At 42.2% G+C, this 16,637-nt stretch carries 12 protein-coding genes; 5 read left to right on the top strand and 7 right to left on the bottom strand.

The window, feature by feature from the left end; translation table 11 throughout:
* Positions 1-132: 132 nt before the first annotated feature.
* The 7 genes from GQR52_RS18305 to GQR52_RS18275 form a co-directional block, all read right to left on the bottom strand.
* On the bottom strand, positions 133-1,923 hold the full coding sequence (locus GQR52_RS18305) for an alkaline phosphatase (RefSeq protein ID WP_165729363.1): 1,791 nt from the start codon (positions 1,921-1,923) through the stop codon (positions 133-135).
* Between the two features lie 11 nt (positions 1,924-1,934).
* Positions 1,935-3,524 carry an alkaline phosphatase gene (locus GQR52_RS18300; RefSeq protein ID WP_165729362.1) on the bottom strand — a complete coding sequence of 530 codons (1,590 nt, stop codon included), beginning with the start codon at positions 3,522-3,524 and terminating at the stop codon, positions 1,935-1,937.
* Positions 3,525-3,733: 209 nt separating this feature from the next.
* Positions 3,734-4,096, bottom strand: coding sequence for a hypothetical protein (locus tag GQR52_RS18295; RefSeq protein WP_165729361.1), 363 nt, complete (start codon positions 4,094-4,096; stop codon positions 3,734-3,736).
* Between the two features lie 183 nt (positions 4,097-4,279).
* Entirely contained in the window at positions 4,280-6,715 is a 2,436-nt protein-coding gene (locus tag GQR52_RS18290; protein ID WP_165729360.1) for a TonB-dependent receptor, read from the bottom strand.
* Between the two features lie 211 nt (positions 6,716-6,926).
* Positions 6,927-8,666 (bottom strand): solute:sodium symporter family transporter, encoded by a 1,740-nt coding sequence (locus tag GQR52_RS18285; protein ID WP_206017548.1) that lies wholly within the window; start codon positions 8,664-8,666, stop codon positions 6,927-6,929.
* 113 nt (positions 8,667-8,779) lie between these two features.
* Positions 8,780-10,840: an alpha-xylosidase gene (locus GQR52_RS18280; protein WP_165729359.1), complete on the bottom strand. Its 2,061-nt coding sequence runs from the start codon at positions 10,838-10,840 to the stop codon at positions 8,780-8,782.
* Positions 10,841-10,947: 107 nt separating this feature from the next.
* Positions 10,948-11,715 carry a sulfite exporter TauE/SafE family protein gene (locus GQR52_RS18275; protein WP_346774288.1) on the bottom strand — a complete coding sequence of 256 codons (768 nt, stop codon included), beginning with the start codon at positions 11,713-11,715 and terminating at the stop codon, positions 10,948-10,950.
* 180 nt (positions 11,716-11,895) lie between these two features.
* Here GQR52_RS18275 and GQR52_RS18270 point away from each other — a divergent pair, with 180 nt between their 5' ends.
* From GQR52_RS18270 to GQR52_RS18250, 5 genes are all read left to right on the top strand, one after another.
* The gene (locus GQR52_RS18270; protein WP_024589596.1) at positions 11,896-12,645 is read left to right on the top strand and encodes a GntR family transcriptional regulator; all 750 of its coding nucleotides are present in this window, start codon (positions 11,896-11,898) and stop codon (positions 12,643-12,645) included.
* A gap of 215 nt (positions 12,646-12,860) precedes the next feature.
* On the top strand, positions 12,861-13,823 hold the full coding sequence (locus tag GQR52_RS18265) for an aldo/keto reductase (RefSeq protein ID WP_165729358.1): 963 nt from the start codon (positions 12,861-12,863) through the stop codon (positions 13,821-13,823).
* Between the two features lie 9 nt (positions 13,824-13,832).
* Entirely contained in the window at positions 13,833-14,828 is a 996-nt protein-coding gene (locus GQR52_RS18260; RefSeq protein WP_165729357.1) for a TauD/TfdA family dioxygenase, read from the top strand.
* Positions 14,828-15,826 carry a YeiH family protein gene (locus GQR52_RS18255; protein WP_165729356.1) on the top strand — a complete coding sequence of 333 codons (999 nt, stop codon included), beginning with the start codon at positions 14,828-14,830 and terminating at the stop codon, positions 15,824-15,826. Before GQR52_RS18260 ends, GQR52_RS18255 begins: the two co-directional genes overlap by 1 nt.
* A 431-nt stretch (positions 15,827-16,257) precedes the next feature.
* Positions 16,258-16,467, top strand: coding sequence for a cold-shock protein (locus GQR52_RS18250; protein WP_006792548.1), 210 nt, complete (start codon positions 16,258-16,260; stop codon positions 16,465-16,467).
* Positions 16,468-16,637: the final 170 nt, after the last annotated feature.

Genomic DNA, 16,637 nt, shown 5'->3' with positions numbered 1-16,637 from the left:
TCTCTTATTTATATTTCAAGTTTATGGCAATAACATAACGATTATAAATGTCAGTTTAATGACAAAAACCCCGCAAAGTAGGCGGGGTTTTTTATTTAGATATATTTAACTATATTTATAACTAGACGATATTTACTGCGTTACTTTTTCGTCGGCTGTTTTAACTAAATCAGCCGCAAAGTCCATTACATGGAATAAAAAGCTTTGCTCGTTTGTGCCTGTTACCAAGTGTGCACCTGGTCCCATTGCATAAACGCCTACGTCTTCACCGGCGTGAGTTTCTGAGCCCATTGGTACCAGTGCTTCTTGATGAAAACCAGGTGTGGTTGTATCAATGTCAGATAAATCAACACGCCCTGTAACCGGTGCAAACGCGTAACCTGCATCGGCATCAGTCTCGCTACCTAGGTTTCTAAAGCCACCACCATTGGTGTAACCAACCGTTGTATAAGGCATATCGTCTGCAGCTAAGCTTGGCTCAGTTGCACCTACTGCAACCACTTTACCTAAAATTGGGTTACCGCGTTTAGGGTAACCGGCAATGGTAAATACATGGCTGTGATCGGCAGTTACAACTATTAATGTTTCTTCTGGGTTGGTGTTTTCCATCGCCACTTTAACGGCTTTGGCAAGCTCAATAGTGTCGTTTAACGCGTTATAAGCGTTACCCGCATGATGCGCGTGGTCAATTCGACCCGACTCAACCGTTAAGAAAAAACCTTGCTCGTTGTTATCAAGTACGTTTATTGCTTTTTCGGTCATTTTTGAAAGCGAAGGCTCGCCTGCAACATCGTTTGCACGGTCAGCTTCGTACTGCATGTGGGACTCGTTAAATAAGCCAAACACTTTAGTGGCGTCGTCACTTATTGCATCAAAACCGGTTTGATCCATTACGTAAGTGCCATTTGGATATTGCGTTTTCCACTCTGCGGTTAAATCGCGGTTATCTGTACGATCCCCTTCAACAGCACTTACTGCATCGGCTGAATTAAACGCGGCATCTTTTGGTAAAAAGTGACGACGACCGCCGCCCATTACTACGTCAATACCGTCTACATCAACACCACTAAAGCGTGCTTCTAGGTTGGCTTCAAAGTTAACCAGTTGCGATGCAATGTCTTCACACGTTGCGGCACTTTCTGGCATATCAGAGATATCTTCCCAGTTACGCTCTGCCGATTTAGCATACGTTGCAGCGGGTGTAGCGTGAGTAATACGCGCTGTAGAAATAATCCCTGTTGCTTTACCTGCAATTTCAGCAAGCTCTAACGAGGTAACAAGTTCGTGCCCTTTGCCTGATGCACAATTACCACGTTCAACCGCTTCATCAATACCAATAACGCCTGCGTCGGTTTTAACACCCGATGCCATTGCAGTCATAGTGCCTGCCGAATCTGGCGTTTGCGCATCTACGTTATATGTTTTTACAAAGCCTGAAAAAGGCATAGTTTCAAAGCTTAACTGGTGATCTTCACCCATTTCGCCCTCTAACTGACCCGCTAAAATACGTGCTGCGGTTATGGTAGAAATACCCATACCATCGCCCACAAATAAAATTACGTTTTTAGCTTTGCCTGATTCAGTAACAATGTTGCTACTGGCTGTTTGTGCAGCACCTAATTTTGTTTGTGCTTCACTAAACCATGTATTACTAGTGAGTGAGGCTAACTGCTCGCTTGTTAACGACGTTGCAGGTGCATTACACACTAAATTAGTTGAGTTAACTTCATCGCTATCTAGCACGTCGTTATTATTGGTATCTGCGCCTACTTGCGTCTCTACACCGCCATTAATACACTGCTCAGAGCCCACTGCAATAGCGTTATCTACTGCGATAATATTGTTTTCATTTTTGTTATCGTCACTCGAGCAACCTGCTAGCGCGACCATTACTGCCAAAGAAAGTACCGTTAATTTGTTCATGTTAGCCGCCATTATTGCTGAGTTAGTTCAAGAGCTTGATTAATTAAATGAAATACAACGTTTTGTTCAATTACGCCCTGTGCTAGCTGAGCACCAGGACCTTTTGCATGTAAAGATATGTCTTCACCCGCGTGTGTTTCTGAGCCCATTGGTACAGTTGCTTCTTGGTGAAAGCCTGGGGTTGTTGTATCTACGCCATTTAGCTCAACACGCCCTGCAATAGCGGCACTTGTGTAACTTGCATCAGCGTTGGTCTCACTGCCTAAGTTTCTAAAACCTAAACCATTTGCGTAACCTACGGTGGTGTACGGCATATCGTCGGCGGCTAAGCTTGGTGTTGTTGCACCTACTGCAACTACTTGACCTAAAATTGGATTACCACGCTTAGGGTAGCCTGCAATAGTAAATACATGGCTGTGATCGGCGGTTACTAAAATAAGGGTTTCTTCTGGGTTTGTGTTATCTACCGCTGCTTGCACGGCTTTAGCAAACTCAATGGTGTCGTTAAGCGCGTTGTATGCATTACCTGCGTGGTGCGCATGGTCAATTCGTCCCGACTCAACCGTTAAGAAAAATCCATTATCGTTTTTACCAAGCACTTCAATTGCTTTAGTGGTCATATCGGTAAGTGAAGGCTCGCCCGCTACATCGTTTGCGCGGTCAGCTTCGTATTGCATGTGGGATTCGTTAAATAAACCAAATACTTTAGTGGCGTCATCGCTTATTGCATCAAAGCCTGTTTGATCCATCACGTACGTAGCATCTGGGTATTGTGTTTGCCACTCAGTTACTAAGTTGCGCTCGTCAGTACGGTCGCCTTCTATAGCACTTACTGCATCTGTTGAGTTAGCTGTTTCGTCTTTTGGTAAAAAGTGACGACGACCGCCCCCCATTACAAAATCAAGGCCGTCTACGTCGGTCCCTACAAATCGTGCTTCTAGGTTTTTTTCAAAGTTAACCAGTTGCGATGCAATGTCTTCACAGCCACCCGTTACTGCATCTTCTGGCATATCTGATACGTCTTCCCAGTTACGGTCAGCCGATTTAGCATATGTGGCAGCAGGGGTTGCATGAGTAATACGTGCTGTAGAAATAATACCGGTAGATAGCCCTTTAATTTCAGCCAATTCAGTCGCGGTAATTAGCTCGTTACCTGCCACTGTTGAACACACGCCGCGTTCAATATCTTCGTCTACACCAATAACGCCCACATCGGTTTTTACACCCGAAATAATAGCCGTCATCGTGCCTGCTGAATCAGGAGTTTGAGCATCTACGTTATACGTTTTAACTTGTGCAGAGTATGGGAACTCTTCAAAGCTTAAATAACCTTCTTCGCCAGATTGGTTATTACGCTGCCCTTGTAAAATGCGCGCGGCGGTAAGTGTAGAAATACCCATACCATCGCCCACAAATAAAATGACGTTTTTAGCTTTAGTGGCTTGTGTAGCCTGCGCTTGTGCTGTTTTTGTTGTTAGTTTAGTTTGCGCAGCGCTATACCAGCTGCTGTCTTTTTGGCTTTGCGGTAGTACATCAGCATGGCTCACTGCGCTAAACGTTAACGTTAGCGCGATTGCCGCAGCGACTTTTTTAATTTTCATCCGTAATTCCCATTGTTTAGTGGTTATTTTTTGAAATGTGTAAACACAAAAAAGATCAACCGCTGCACTATAGAAAACAGATGTGACTGATAAAGGTAATTTTGATGAAAGTAAAATGACTAAACTATTACAAAAATAAGTCACAAAAATAAAAAAGCGCAACGTGTTAAACGTTGCGCTTATTCATTCAATAAACGTTATTATTTTTATTAACGACCATCTTCAAACGAAGCCGTTGCAGAAACTTTGCTCCAAGTACCATCTGTATATAATACCGTTGCTTCTGCTTTATTACTTTTAAATGATTTTATCGAGAATGAGCATGATGTACCCGATACGCCACAAGACGACGCAGCATTTGACCAAACAACACTATCAATGTCAGAGCCATTACCTACCACTCTGAATACTGCTGTAGCTGTTCTTTTACCATAAATCACAGCAAAACAATGATTAGGAGTAAATTGGTCATATGCTTGAGTATCTACGTAACATTCCATTTGGTCTGCACTCGCTTGTGCAGAAAAAATAGATGCCAAAATAATACCTGTAGTAATTAATATAGTTTTCATTTTTATCCTTAATAATTGAACCTAAATAGGTACAAAAAAGATAGAACAACAACGCCCACCTGTACAATTAATTTACAAAAAAACCTAAAAAGCATACAAAAGGATTGTTTTTATTAAAAAAGCGCAACGTGTAAAACGTTGCGCTTATTTTCAGGGAAATTATTAAATGTAATTATTTAAATATTAAAAACGCGCCTTAAACGATACGCCAAAGTAGCGCTCTGCATCACGCGGTATTTGGTAACGGAAGTTATCGCCACTGTAGGTAGTTGCGTAGCTTTCGTCGGTTAAGTTTTTAGCAATAAGCGATACTCTAAACGCATCATCTTTAAACGACAAACCCACACTTGCATTTAAAATACCGTAATCTGGTAATAAAGCAGCTGGATTAAACTCGCCTACGTTATCTGGCAGGTCTGAGTATTGCTCGTCGGTGTAAATGTATGAGCTGTTTATGTGTACGTTAAAGCCATGGTCGGTTTCAATAAAGTAATCAGCTGTTAGTGAGTATTTTAAATCTGGCGAAAATGGAACATCTAAACCAGAGCGGTCAGTACACGAACCTGCAGCTACTTCTGCCGGACAATTAAACTCGTCAATTTCAGCTTTAATATAAGCGACACCACCGGTAAGCGTTAGTGACTCTGTTGCAGCCCACATAAAGTCGACTTCAACACCTTGCGTGCTTACGTCGCCTGCATTTGTTAAGCGGGTAATACAGGTGCCGTCTGAACAATCAAAGTTGTTAGCTTGAAAACCTTCAATTTCTGTTCTAAAAAGCGCCATGTTAAACACAAATTCGCGGCTTGCGTATTTGTAGCCAATTTCGTAAGCGTCTGACTCTTCTGGCGATATTTCGCGGCTATCGTTGTCTGGGTTAAAGTTATAATAAATATTAAAACCAGGCCCTTTGTAACCTTGCGAGTAGGTACCGTATACCATTTGGCCATCGCCTAAATCGTATTGCATACCTAAACGACCCGATACGTTGGTTTCTTCTGCTTTACCTTCATCATCTGTATTAAGTGTTGCTGGGCGCACGCCTACACCGGTGCGGCCATATACATCGTTACTTACACGGCGATGCGTGTACGACACTTCGTCGTCGGTGTAACGAATACCAAATAAAACGCGTAAATCTTCAGATAAATCGTAAGTACCATCGGCAAAGGCTGCCCAGTTATTAAATTCGGTGCTCATAAAAGCAGTGGCCGATACAATATCGTTTGCGTTACAGCTAACGCCTAGACCTTGCGTGTAACCATCTAAGTCGTTAAGTGCAGCATCAAGCTCTGCGCCCGATAAGTTATTTTGCGCGTAAAAAGCCATTGCGCTATCAAGCTGGCCACCATTGTTTTGACAACTTGCATCACGAGTAAAGTTACGTTGTGAATCCATGTTCCAATAAAATAAACCGGCAACATAATTAAATGGCCCAGCTAGGTTTGATGTAACTCTAAGCTCTTGCGAAAACTGATCCCATTGCTGTGCACCAATATCATGTAACTGAAACGGCGCGCCAAATACCGGCTCACTGCTGTCGCCAGCAATAGAGGTAAAGTCGCCTTCGCGGTATTCTGTGTTATCCCATGAACGCTGCGCTGTAATTGACGTGTACGTATAGTCGCCAATTGTTTTATCTACTTGCACCGAAAACGCGCTATGTTCGTCAATTGTGCGCGACTCGTAATCATGGTCTACTTTGCGTTGGTCTAGGTCAATATCGGCTACGCCATCAACAATGCCGTTACTGTTTGGCGCTGCTTTTGAATCAGGATTACGACCACTTGGCAGGGCTTCTAAGTCGGCGCAACAATCGTCATCTGCGTTATAAAACTCAGCTATAAATTTTACGCTTAAGTCGTCCTCTGGCTCGTATTTAAATACGGCGCGTGCACCTTCGCGGTCATAACCATTTACTTTTTCGTTGTTGTAAACGTTATCAATGTAACCGTCAAATTTACCTTTAAATACCGTTAAGCTTGCTGCTAGGTCGTCGGTTAAACCGCCGCTTATAACGCCTTTAAAACGATATTCGTTATCTTGATAAAACGAAGTTTCTACGCTGCCGGTTGTGTCGTATGAGGGATCTTTTGTTGTTATGTTTACTACACCTGCTGAAGCGTTTTTACCAAACAACGTACCTTGTGGCCCGCGCAGTACTTCAATGCGGTCTACGTCGTATAAATCGGCAAAGGCTTGACCAGAGCGGCCAAGTACTACGCCATCAACCACGGTTGCCACACTTGGCTCGGCAGCAATACTAAATGAAATAGTACCAATACCACGTACTGTTAGCGCTGAGTTACGTGTTGTTGTGCCTTTTCTAAAGCTCACCGAAGGGACAAGTGACTGTAAGCCTTCCATGTTATTAGCAAAAGCTGAATTAATTTGATCGCTATTAAGTACCGATACCGCAACAGGTACTTCGTTTAAGCTTTGCGTTCGCTTTTGCGAGGTAACGACTATTTTTTCAAACGTATCGTTTTTAGCTTCTTCTACTTTTTGTTGTTCTTGCTCGGCTTGCTCTTGCTGCGCATGTACTTGCGTGCTTAATGCTAAACCGGTTGTCATTGCTAACGTGACTGCCAAGCTTAAGACGGACTTTTTAGCTCTCATGTCATTCTCCATATTGTGCGTGTGTGCTGTGTGGTACCGCGCTAGCAATTGTGTGGGTTGCTAATAAAGCGGTGCAGTGTGTTGTTATACTTCCTTTAAAGCTCTTATATCTTATATAAGAGCTTTAAATTTAAACAAACTATCTTCTTAATGCAATCATTATGTGAATAAAATGTAATTTTAAATTAAGTAATGAGGACTCAGCCGCACGTTATGCGGCCTTTGGAACCCCAATATGTGCCAAGCTATTTTCGTAGCGTGTATGCCAACGACGAACGCTCCACCAGCTAAGCACAAAGGCTGTAGCCCAAACGGCAACTAAGCTTGGTACAAAGTACACACTGGTTCCACCAACAAGTCCAAGCGGAGAAAACAATATATATAAGCTAACAATTAGGCCTACTAATACGATGGCGCAAGGCAATGCGTACTTCCAAGGATTAAGGTCTACCTCGGCTTTACGTGTAAATTGCCATGGTGTTTTAAGTGGTTTGTAGTAACCAATACCCAACATAATTGCCAATTCAATAAAGAATAAAATAGCGTAAATATGGATAAAGTTTATGTCTACATCCCATACAAATTTAAGCAAAGTGTAAGCAATAATATGGAATATAATTGCGACTTTAGCGCCCAGTGCGGGCACTTTTCGAGTAAACAAACCTACTAATACAATTGTGATGACCGGAATGTTGTAGAAACCTGTAAATACACGAATAATGTGCCATAAGCCTTCGGGTGCAAACATCAATAATGGCGCGGTTATAAACGATAATACGGCAATAATAATACTGGTAATTTTAGCCACTTTTATAAGTTGGCTGTCTGTTACTTTGTCTTTTTTCATTGGTTTGTAAACGTCTAAGCAAAATAAGGTTGCTGCGCTGTTGAGCAGTGAGTTAAACGAGCTAAATACGGCACCTAGTAGCACTGCTAAAAAGAAGCCAGACAAATACTGTGGAAGTACTTCTTTTACTAAATGTGGATAAGCTAAATCGATAGTGGGCAGGCTTTCGTGTTTATAGAGATGGTAAGCAATAACGCCTGGGATCATCATCATAAACGGCACTAACACTTTAAAGTACCCTGAAAACAACACCCCTTTTTGGCCTTCAACTAAGTTTTTAGCGCCCAGTGTACGCTGGATCACGTACTGATTGGTGCCCCAATAAAATAAATTAGCTAAGATCATGCCTGTAAAAATAGTGCCAAATGGCACGGGATCGTCGCTGCTGCCAATAGCGTTGAGCTTTTCTGTATCGGTGTTTACAAGGGTGCTTAATCCTTCTGAAAAACTCCCGTCGCCCAATGCAATTAAACCCAGTGTTGGCACTAAAATACCAATAATAAGTAGCCCAACTCCGTTAATGGTATCTGATACAGCAACGGCCTTTAAACCGCCAAAAACAGCGTATATTGCTCCAACTGAGCCCACTGTAATAATGGTTACAATCAAGCTTGCTTCGTAACTCATATTTAATAAGGTGGGTACATCAAAAAGTCTAAGTACGGCAATTGATCCTGAGTACAAAACAGAAGGGATCGTTATAAAACAATACCCTACCATAAATAAGATCACCGTCATGCGTCGTACGGTATCGTCAAAACGATCCCGTAAAAATTCAGGTAAGGTAGAAAACGCGCCCGCTAAATAACGAGGCAAAAAGATCAACGCCATAATAATGGTTGAGATCCCTGCGGTTACTTCCCACGCCATTGAGCTTAGGTTGTAACCATAAGCTGAGCCATTAAGGCCAATTAGTTGCTCGGCCGATAAGTTAGTAAGGATCATCGACCCTGCTATAAATGTACCTGTTAACCCACGACCCGCTAAAAAGTAGCCATCTTGGGTGTTAACTTCCCCTTTGGTTTTTTGGTACGAGATATATCCCACCAGCGCCATAAACGCCAAGCACGATAGCAGTGTCATGGTAATGTTCATACCTTCCATCTTGCGCCCCTTTTAGCTTACTTTACTCGGTAAAAAGTAAGCTAATATCTTTATTATTGTGTGTGTTGTATGTGTGTTGTGTGTGTGTTGTGTGTTTTTTATTAAGCCGAGTTTTATTTAGGCCATGGCGTTAATTGGCTCATGTCTTGTTCTGTGTGTTGAACCTCTGGGCCAAGCATTAGGCTGTCGCCTTCGCGCATAAATACTGCCATTTCTTCAAGTGCGAGTGTGTGCTCGTAGTACTTACCACCTTCGTAAGCTTGTTTATCAGGAAAGCGAATCCAGCTGCCTTGTGGTAAATAAAATTTCACTTTACCTTTTGGTACTACACATGGCACAACCAGTAATTTTTCACCGCACATAAATTGCTGATCAAAGCTATGTGCTAGCACATCATCAGGAAATGTCAGTGCCATTGCACGCTGAATCGGCAAACCGGTTTGCTGCGCTTGCTCTGCACTTTGTTCTAAATAAGGAATAAGTTGGTAGCGTAGTTTAAGTGCTGCAAATACCGCGTCACTTGCTTGCTCAGTATAAGACCACGGTTCGCGAGGGCCAATACCATGCAAGCGCATGTGTGCGCTAAATACTGAGGCTTGCGCCCAGCGCACGTAAAGCTCTGCGTCGCGAGTGTCTTTGTAAAAACCGCCAATATCGGTTGCAAAAAACGGTCCGCCCGACATACCCCACGCTAAGCTTCCACGAATACTCGCCGCTAAACCTTGCCAATCGGCTTGTGGGTCACCGCCCCACTGTGCAGGGAAGCGTTGGCTGCCCGTCCATGCTGAGCGGCTAAATAAAAATGGCCCTGTTTTACAGTATTTTTCGGCGGCTTCATAAACGCAGCGGTTGTACAACATGCTATAAACGTTGTGTAATCTTATACCGCTGTCGCCACTGTGCGATACCATATTTTCGTCTTCTAGCTGCTCGCCAAAATCTGCTTTTATCATATCTACGCCAAGCTCAAACAATGGCTTGTGCGATTCGAGCCAGTATTCGTAAGCATCAGGGTGCGTAAAATCTAAAATACCCGACTCTGGCAGCGGCGTAAGTACTTCGCCAAATGGACTTAAATCCCACTCGTATTGATACGCTTTGCCTGTGCGTTTGTCTTTTATAAGCCAGCCGTTTTCGGCCGCTTTAGCAAACAATGGGTTATTTACCGAGATCATCGGGTATTCCCACACACAAATTTTAAAGTCCATGGCTTTAAGTTCATCAAGCACTGGTTTTGGGTCGGCGTAGCGTGTTGGGTCCCATTCAAAGGCAAAGCGAGTGTCGGTGTCTTGCCATGCTCGGCCATCAAGGGTAATTACGTCGCACGGCATTTTTTTAGTGCGTACTTCGCGGGCAACACTAAGTAGTTCGTCGGCATCTTTGTAATACGCTTTTGATAAAATAACACCAAAGCTCCACTGCGGTGGCACCGGTGCAAAACCTGTTAGTTCACAATAGCGGTTAATACTTTGAGCAGGTGTTTGTTCTTGATATAAAAAGACATCTAGCGCGTCATCTTCAACTAAACATACATAAGCGCGTTGCGACCACAATGCATAACCTACGCCATGGGTAACAGGCGCGGGTGTATGTACAAATAAGTTCCAGCCTTCTGGACTCCATGCATACGGGGTATTTTTATAAGACTTTTCGGCGTTAACACCCAGCGCATCGTGGTTGTATGAACGAATAAGTTGGCCGCGTTTATCAAGCTTGCCCCACTTTTCGCCAAGGCCATACACGGCTTCGTCGTAGTTAAGCTCAAGGCTTAGTATCCAGCCGTTATCGGTTTTAGCTAGTGGCGGTAAACGGTGCTGGCGTACAAAGTGGCCATCAGTTGCTGATTGCTGTACTAGCTCATCGTTTTTATAAAGTTTGAAATGAAAAGGGTCGCTGTAAAATTCTAGGCGGTATTCGCCACCGCTTACACTGTAATCATTATTGTTTTTGCTAAGTGTAAGGGGATATTCTGATGGGGTTGTGGTTAATATTTTAAACTGCTCGTCATGTGTGGTGCCTGCATTTAAACGTAAACCAAACTGGCTTATCGTTACGCTAATATCACCAAACTGAGTGGGCAAAACCAGCACATTACCTTGTAACTTTGGCGGTGCGGTTAAGCGTGCTGGCTCTATTGCGTTCCAGTCTGGCTCACGTAATTCAAATACATTCATGGGAGTTCCTTAACCAATTATTAGTCTTGTATAAGACACAAGTTAAATAATTGTAATCCCCATGTCAATGTAAATAACCCTAAGATGAATTATTTACATCGCGATTTTTAAAATATACCCGGCGCCGATGTAGCCACCAGCGATACGCCGCTCAGTCCTAGCAGCGTAATAGCTATAATGCGTATCCATTTAGCGTCTACGTAGGGCGTTAATTTACGAGCAAAATGCGTAACTAGCAACACTAAAGGAATAGCCGCTGCAATTAAAAACATAATGTCGAGCTCTGGCAAAGTACCAAATAAAGCGATACCTACACGTACTAGCCCGCCAATAGTAAATACCGCTAATAACGTACTGCGAATAGCTTCAATAGACCAACTTTGCTTATAACACTGAAACACAAGCGGTGGCCCTGAGGTTGAAAACAACCCTCCAAGTAACCCACTCACCCCACCGGCTATTAAAAACGAACGAGGACGGCTTTGCTTATTAGCACGATCGCGGCCAATCAGCATTAAAGCGCAGCACAATAAAATACTTACGCCTAAAATAAAGTTTAAGTAGTGCGTTAAATACGACGACATAAACTCAAGCAGCACAAAACCTACCAGCATTAACGGAATACCGGTATACAACATAAGTTTTAGCTCGGGTACTTTTACCGAGCTGCGGTTTTTAACCACCACAGTTGTGGAGTTAACCAAACCTAATAAGCTCACTAAAAATGTAGTTGCTGTAAGCGGCAATACATCAAGCAATGTAAAGCTTGCAACCACTAGTAACCCAAAGCCAAACCCGCTAAGAGTTTGCATAATAGTGGCAAGGCTTAGGCACAGCGCCATAAGCAAAATGAGTTCAAAAGAAATACTGAGCACTTTTAATTTCCTAAGGGTGAGCTATTGTAGTGTAACGATTTGTTTTTAGGCATAATGTATATTTTGCGCCTATTAAACATTACAGCAGTAGTTCACGTTTAATTGAGCTAGCGCAAATATGCGTAAAAGGTTTCACCTATGCTATAACTACAGGTGGATTAAATTTAATGGTAAATAATAATGAGTAACTCTATGTTTGATCACAAATTAAGTGGCCCAAGCTTGGCTTTTCAACCACTTTACTTACAAGTGGCTGATTATATTAAACAGCTCATTGTTGAAAGACGCTGGGTACCTGGCGAAGCACTACCAAGCGAATTTCGCCTTGCTGAAGAATTTAACGTAAGCCAAGGTACGGTTCGTAAAGCACTAAACTTATTAACCGACAATAAAATAGTAACTCGTCGCCAAGGCGTTGGTACGTTTGTATCGCAACATACTGCGCAAGATGCCTTATTTAGGTTTTTTCCGTTACAAGCAGACGGTAAAGGTGCCGATTTGCCAAAGGCTGAACTGCTATCGGTTGAGCTTTGTGCAGCGCCCGTTGAAGTAATAGAAGCGTTACAACTCAATAAAAAAGACAAAGTTACCAAGCTTGTTCGTAGGCGTATTCTTGATAACGAATTTTGCATGAGCGAAACTATATACCTACCACAAAGCTACTTTCCTGATATACATCAAAGTAGTGATATTCCGCATACATTGTACCATTACTATCAGACCAAATTTAACCAAACTGTACACAAAACCCAAGACAGTATTAAAGCCGTACTTGCTACAATGGATGATGCCAAAATGCTTGCTATAAAAGCTGGCGACCCACTGCTGCTGGTATCACGCATTACCGAATCAATCGAAGGTAAGCGTATTGAATACCGCCAGAGCAAATGCCGTAGCGATCATTACCACTATCAAATTGAGCTCGACTGATTAAGAGCCTATTTAGTGCTAACAACCCACTTTAGCGCATAATAATTAAATATTTTTTAAAGGCAGCAAACGCTGCCTTTTTGCTGCCTGCAGGTTTTTTAACCCATTCATTTACTGCTTTGCTGTTAACACAGTATTGACACTGTTTGATTCGTATAATAACTTATGTCTTATACAAGACCTAAGTCATTATGCATTTTTAACAGGAATTCCCAATGAGTTCATTAAATAATATCCCTCCAGTAGGGTTCGGTTTATGGAAAGTAGCGCAAGAAGATTGTGCACAAACGGTATACCAAGCCATTAAGGCAGGTTACCGCCATCTTGATTGCGCATCAGACTACGGTAACGAAGAACAAGTAGGCGATGGCATAGCCCAAGCAATAAACGATGGCTTATGTACCCGCGAAGAATTATGGATAACATCAAAACTGTGGAATACCTTTCATGCACCAGAGCATGTTGGCCTCGCGATTGATAAAACACTGAGTGACTTAAAGTTAGATTACTTAGACTTATACCTAATTCATTTTCCGATTGCGCAAACATTTGTGCCAATAGAAACCCGCTATCCACCAGAATGGTTTGTTGACCCAGACGCGCAAAACCCACAAATGGAGTTGGCAAAAGTGCCGCTATATTTAACGTGGCAAGCAATGGAAGAGCAAGTACACAGCAACAAAGCAAAACGCATTGGGGTATGTAATTACTCAAGCGCACTGCTTCACGATTTAATGACCTACGCAAATATCAAACCCGCTATGTTGCAAATTGAGTCGCACCCTTATTTAACGCAAGAACGATTAGTAAGATTAGCAAAGCAGTACGATATTCCGGTTACTGCGTTTTCACCACTGGGTGCACTTTCGTATCTTGAGCTTGAAATGGCAGATAAAACCGAATCGGTTCTTGAGCAAAGCGTTGTTAAAGCGGCTGCACAAAATCATGGCAAAACGCCAGCACAAGTCGTACTTCGCTGGGGCGTGCAACGTGGCACTGCCATTATTCCAAAAACTTCAAAACTTGAACGCATGAAAGAAAACCTCGCACTGTTTGATTTTGAATTAACAGAGCAAGAAATGGCGCAAATTTCTGCGCTTAATAGTAATCGCCGATTTAACGACCCTGGGCACTTTTGTGAAGCTGCCTTTAACCGTTTTCACCCAATTTACGATTAGGAACATACAATGTCAGCTACCGAAATTAACTACGCCTCAGTGCCAACTCAATTAACATTCGATGATTCGGTTTTTCCGTGCATTGTGGTTAATAACAATAACGCCAGCACCGTTGAAGAAGCGGTAGCTTTCATTCGCGCCAATAAAAGCGAACTGGCCAAAAAACTTCGCAGCTCAGGAGCTGTGTTGTTTCGTGGCTTTCCTGTAAATAGCGCCGAAACATTTGATACGTTTTCAGCTGGGTTTGATTACGACAATTTTACTTATAAAGAGTCGCTTTCAAACGCGGTGCGTATTAATTTTACCGAGCGTGTATTTACAGCCAACGAAGCACCAAAAGATGTAGAAATATACTTACACCACGAAATGGCGCAAACACCTATATCGCCAAGTAAGTTATTCTTTTTTTGTAAATCGGCCGCAGAAGAAGGTGGTTCAACACCTCTTTGCCGATCAGATAAGTTATTTAGCGCATTAAAAGAGTACGACAGCAAACTTGCCCATGACTTTGAACACAAAGGTCTAAAGTACACCACCTATATGCCAGCCGCTGACGATGCAACATCAGGCCAAGGCCGAAGCTGGAAAAGTACACTAAGCGTTGAAACTAAAGACGAAGCACATAACAAATTAACCGAACTGGGTTACGAGTGGGAGTGGCTTGAAGATGGCTCACTAAAAGCCGTTACACCGGTACTTCCTGCTGTAGTAACTCTTGAAAACAACGTTCAGGTTTTTTATAACCAACTGATTGCCGCTTACATGGGCTGGAAAGGCGTACGCGAAAACCCATCGGTTGCCATTACCTTTGGCGATGGCAGTGCTATTCCTAAAGCAGGCCTTGATAAAATTGTTGAGCTTTCTAAAGTATTTACCTTTGATCTTGCATGGCAAGATGGCGATGTAGCCTTAGTTGATAACGAAATGGCTATGCATGGTCGCCGCCCTTTCATAGGCGAACGTAAACGCCAAGTGTTAGTAGCACTTACCGCAGCTAAAGCGTAATGCAGCGCTTAAGTAGTAAATTAAGCTGTAAAATATCACCTTTATGGCAAGGTGCCAGCATTGCTGCAATGACTGGCCTTGCCGCTTTATTTTTAAGTGAGCATTACGGCGCGCCAGCCATGCTGTTTGCTTTGTTACTGGGTATGGCAGTCTCATTTTTATATCAAAGCGATAGCCCTTGCGCCAAAGGTATCGACTTTACCGGCACCACGGTTTTGCGCGTAGGTATAGTGCTGCTAGGCACACGCATAGCACTGGGAGATTTAGTAACACTGGGTTGGCAAACCGCACTTATGTTAGCGGGCGCTATATTTACTACTATTATTTTAGGCGTAGTACTTGCGCGCGCATTTGGCTTACAAAAGCGCTTTGGTGCACTTACTGGCGGCTCGGTTGCTATTTGTGGAGCGTCTGCTGCGCTAGCTATCTCCTCTATTATGCCAAACAGCGAACATAAAGAGCGCGATACTTTACTTACGGTTATTGGCGTAACAGCCATGTCGACCCTTGCAATGATCCTCTACCCTATTGTGGTTAATTACCTTGAGTTTGACGCCCATAATGCAGGCGTATTTTTAGGCGGCACAATACACGACGTAGCGCAGGTAGTAGGTGCTGGTTATTCGGTATCACCTGAGACTGGCGATATAGCAACCCTAACTAAACTTGTACGTGTTGCTATGTTGCTACCCGTTGTACTTATTATGATGGTTGTTATTAATCGCTCAAATAAAGAAAAACACGGAGAATTACCTAAAGTCCCTGGGTTTTTAATTGGCTTTGTCATACTCATGATAATAAATAGCTGCTTTTCTCTTCCTATAATAGTGCTTGAAACCGCTAACGAACTTTCGCAGTTCTTTTTAATTGCGGCTATTTCAGCCATTGGTATGAAAACTAATTTAGGAAAACTTACCGAAGTAGGTATAAAACCTATTATTTTAATTGTTGCTGAAACACTTTGGATTGCATTATTAATACTTGGATTTGTAATTTAGAGCTAATGAATCACGTTATTTAAGATATATATCAAAAAATTTAGTAGGTAATTAGGTCATGTTTTAACCAGTTAAAACCTGTATTTTACCTACTCTAAAACTGTGTACAAAAACAAGCATAAAGCTTTGATTAAAATAAACTTAATTTTAATTTACAAGTTAAAAAGATCATCTCAATCATAACTAGCTAGTTAAAAAACAAACAAACAAATAAAGCACTTACTCTAAAATAAATTTACAATAGGGCTTGGTATATAACTTAATTTACTGTTATCCTGCTTGCCATCGGGTTGACAGAAAACCCTATTTATTTGTAAGTACCACGTTGTTTTAGTAATAATCCTTCGCGTTATCCTCAGTTAAATGTATGTTTTCTTCCTGTTAAATTGCCTAATTTAAGGCGCACTTTTATTAATTCTTAGGATACTATTATGTCTAATACTACAACTGGTACAGTTAAATTTTTCAACGAAGCAAAAGGTTTTGGTTTTATCGAGCAAGAATCTGGTCCTGATGTTTTCGCACATTTCAGCGCAATCTCTGGCGACGGTTTCAAAACTCTAGCTGAAGGCCAACGTGTACAGTTTACTGTTACTCAAGGTCAAAAAGGTCCACAAGCTGAAAACATCGTTAGCATCTAATTGCTTTCGTTAAAATGGGTTAGCAATAACCCATTTTGAATACTAGTTTGAAAGAAGTTTTGTTTTATTTGTTAGTACCCCGTTGTTTTAGTAATAATCCTACGCGATATCCTCAAGTTAACTATTTTTTCCGGCTCAATCGCCTCTTTTCAGGCACACTTATATTAATT

This window comes from Pseudoalteromonas sp. 31A1, from assembly GCF_011378815.1.
GTDB lineage: Bacteria > Pseudomonadota > Gammaproteobacteria > Enterobacterales > Alteromonadaceae > Pseudoalteromonas > Pseudoalteromonas arctica.
The sequence above is the reverse complement of the archived record's forward strand: the minus strand, read 5'-3'. Positions and strand labels throughout refer to the sequence as shown.

Bases quoted from the DNA above. Each gene is read 5' to 3' on its own strand.
- GQR52_RS18305 (WP_165729363.1), bottom strand. From the start codon at position 1,923: ATGAACAAATTAACGGTACTTTCTTTGGCAGTAATGGTCGCGCTAGCA.
- GQR52_RS18300 (WP_165729362.1), bottom strand. From the start codon at position 3,524: ATGAAAATTAAAAAAGTCGCTGCGGCAATCGCGCTAACGTTAACGTTT.
- GQR52_RS18295 (WP_165729361.1), bottom strand. From the start codon at position 4,096: ATGAAAACTATATTAATTACTACAGGTATTATTTTGGCATCTATTTTT.
- GQR52_RS18290 (WP_165729360.1), bottom strand. From the start codon at position 6,715: ATGAGAGCTAAAAAGTCCGTCTTAAGCTTGGCAGTCACGTTAGCAATG.
- GQR52_RS18285 (WP_206017548.1), bottom strand. From the start codon at position 8,666: ATGGAAGGTATGAACATTACCATGACACTGCTATCGTGCTTGGCGTTT.
- GQR52_RS18280 (WP_165729359.1), bottom strand. From the start codon at position 10,840: ATGAATGTATTTGAATTACGTGAGCCAGACTGGAACGCAATAGAGCCA.
- GQR52_RS18270 (WP_024589596.1), top strand. From the start codon at position 11,896: ATGAGTAACTCTATGTTTGATCACAAATTAAGTGGCCCAAGCTTGGCT.
- GQR52_RS18265 (WP_165729358.1), top strand. From the start codon at position 12,861: ATGAGTTCATTAAATAATATCCCTCCAGTAGGGTTCGGTTTATGGAAA.
- GQR52_RS18260 (WP_165729357.1), top strand. From the start codon at position 13,833: ATGTCAGCTACCGAAATTAACTACGCCTCAGTGCCAACTCAATTAACA.
- GQR52_RS18255 (WP_165729356.1), top strand. From the start codon at position 14,828: ATGCAGCGCTTAAGTAGTAAATTAAGCTGTAAAATATCACCTTTATGG.
- GQR52_RS18250 (WP_006792548.1), top strand. From the start codon at position 16,258: ATGTCTAATACTACAACTGGTACAGTTAAATTTTTCAACGAAGCAAAA.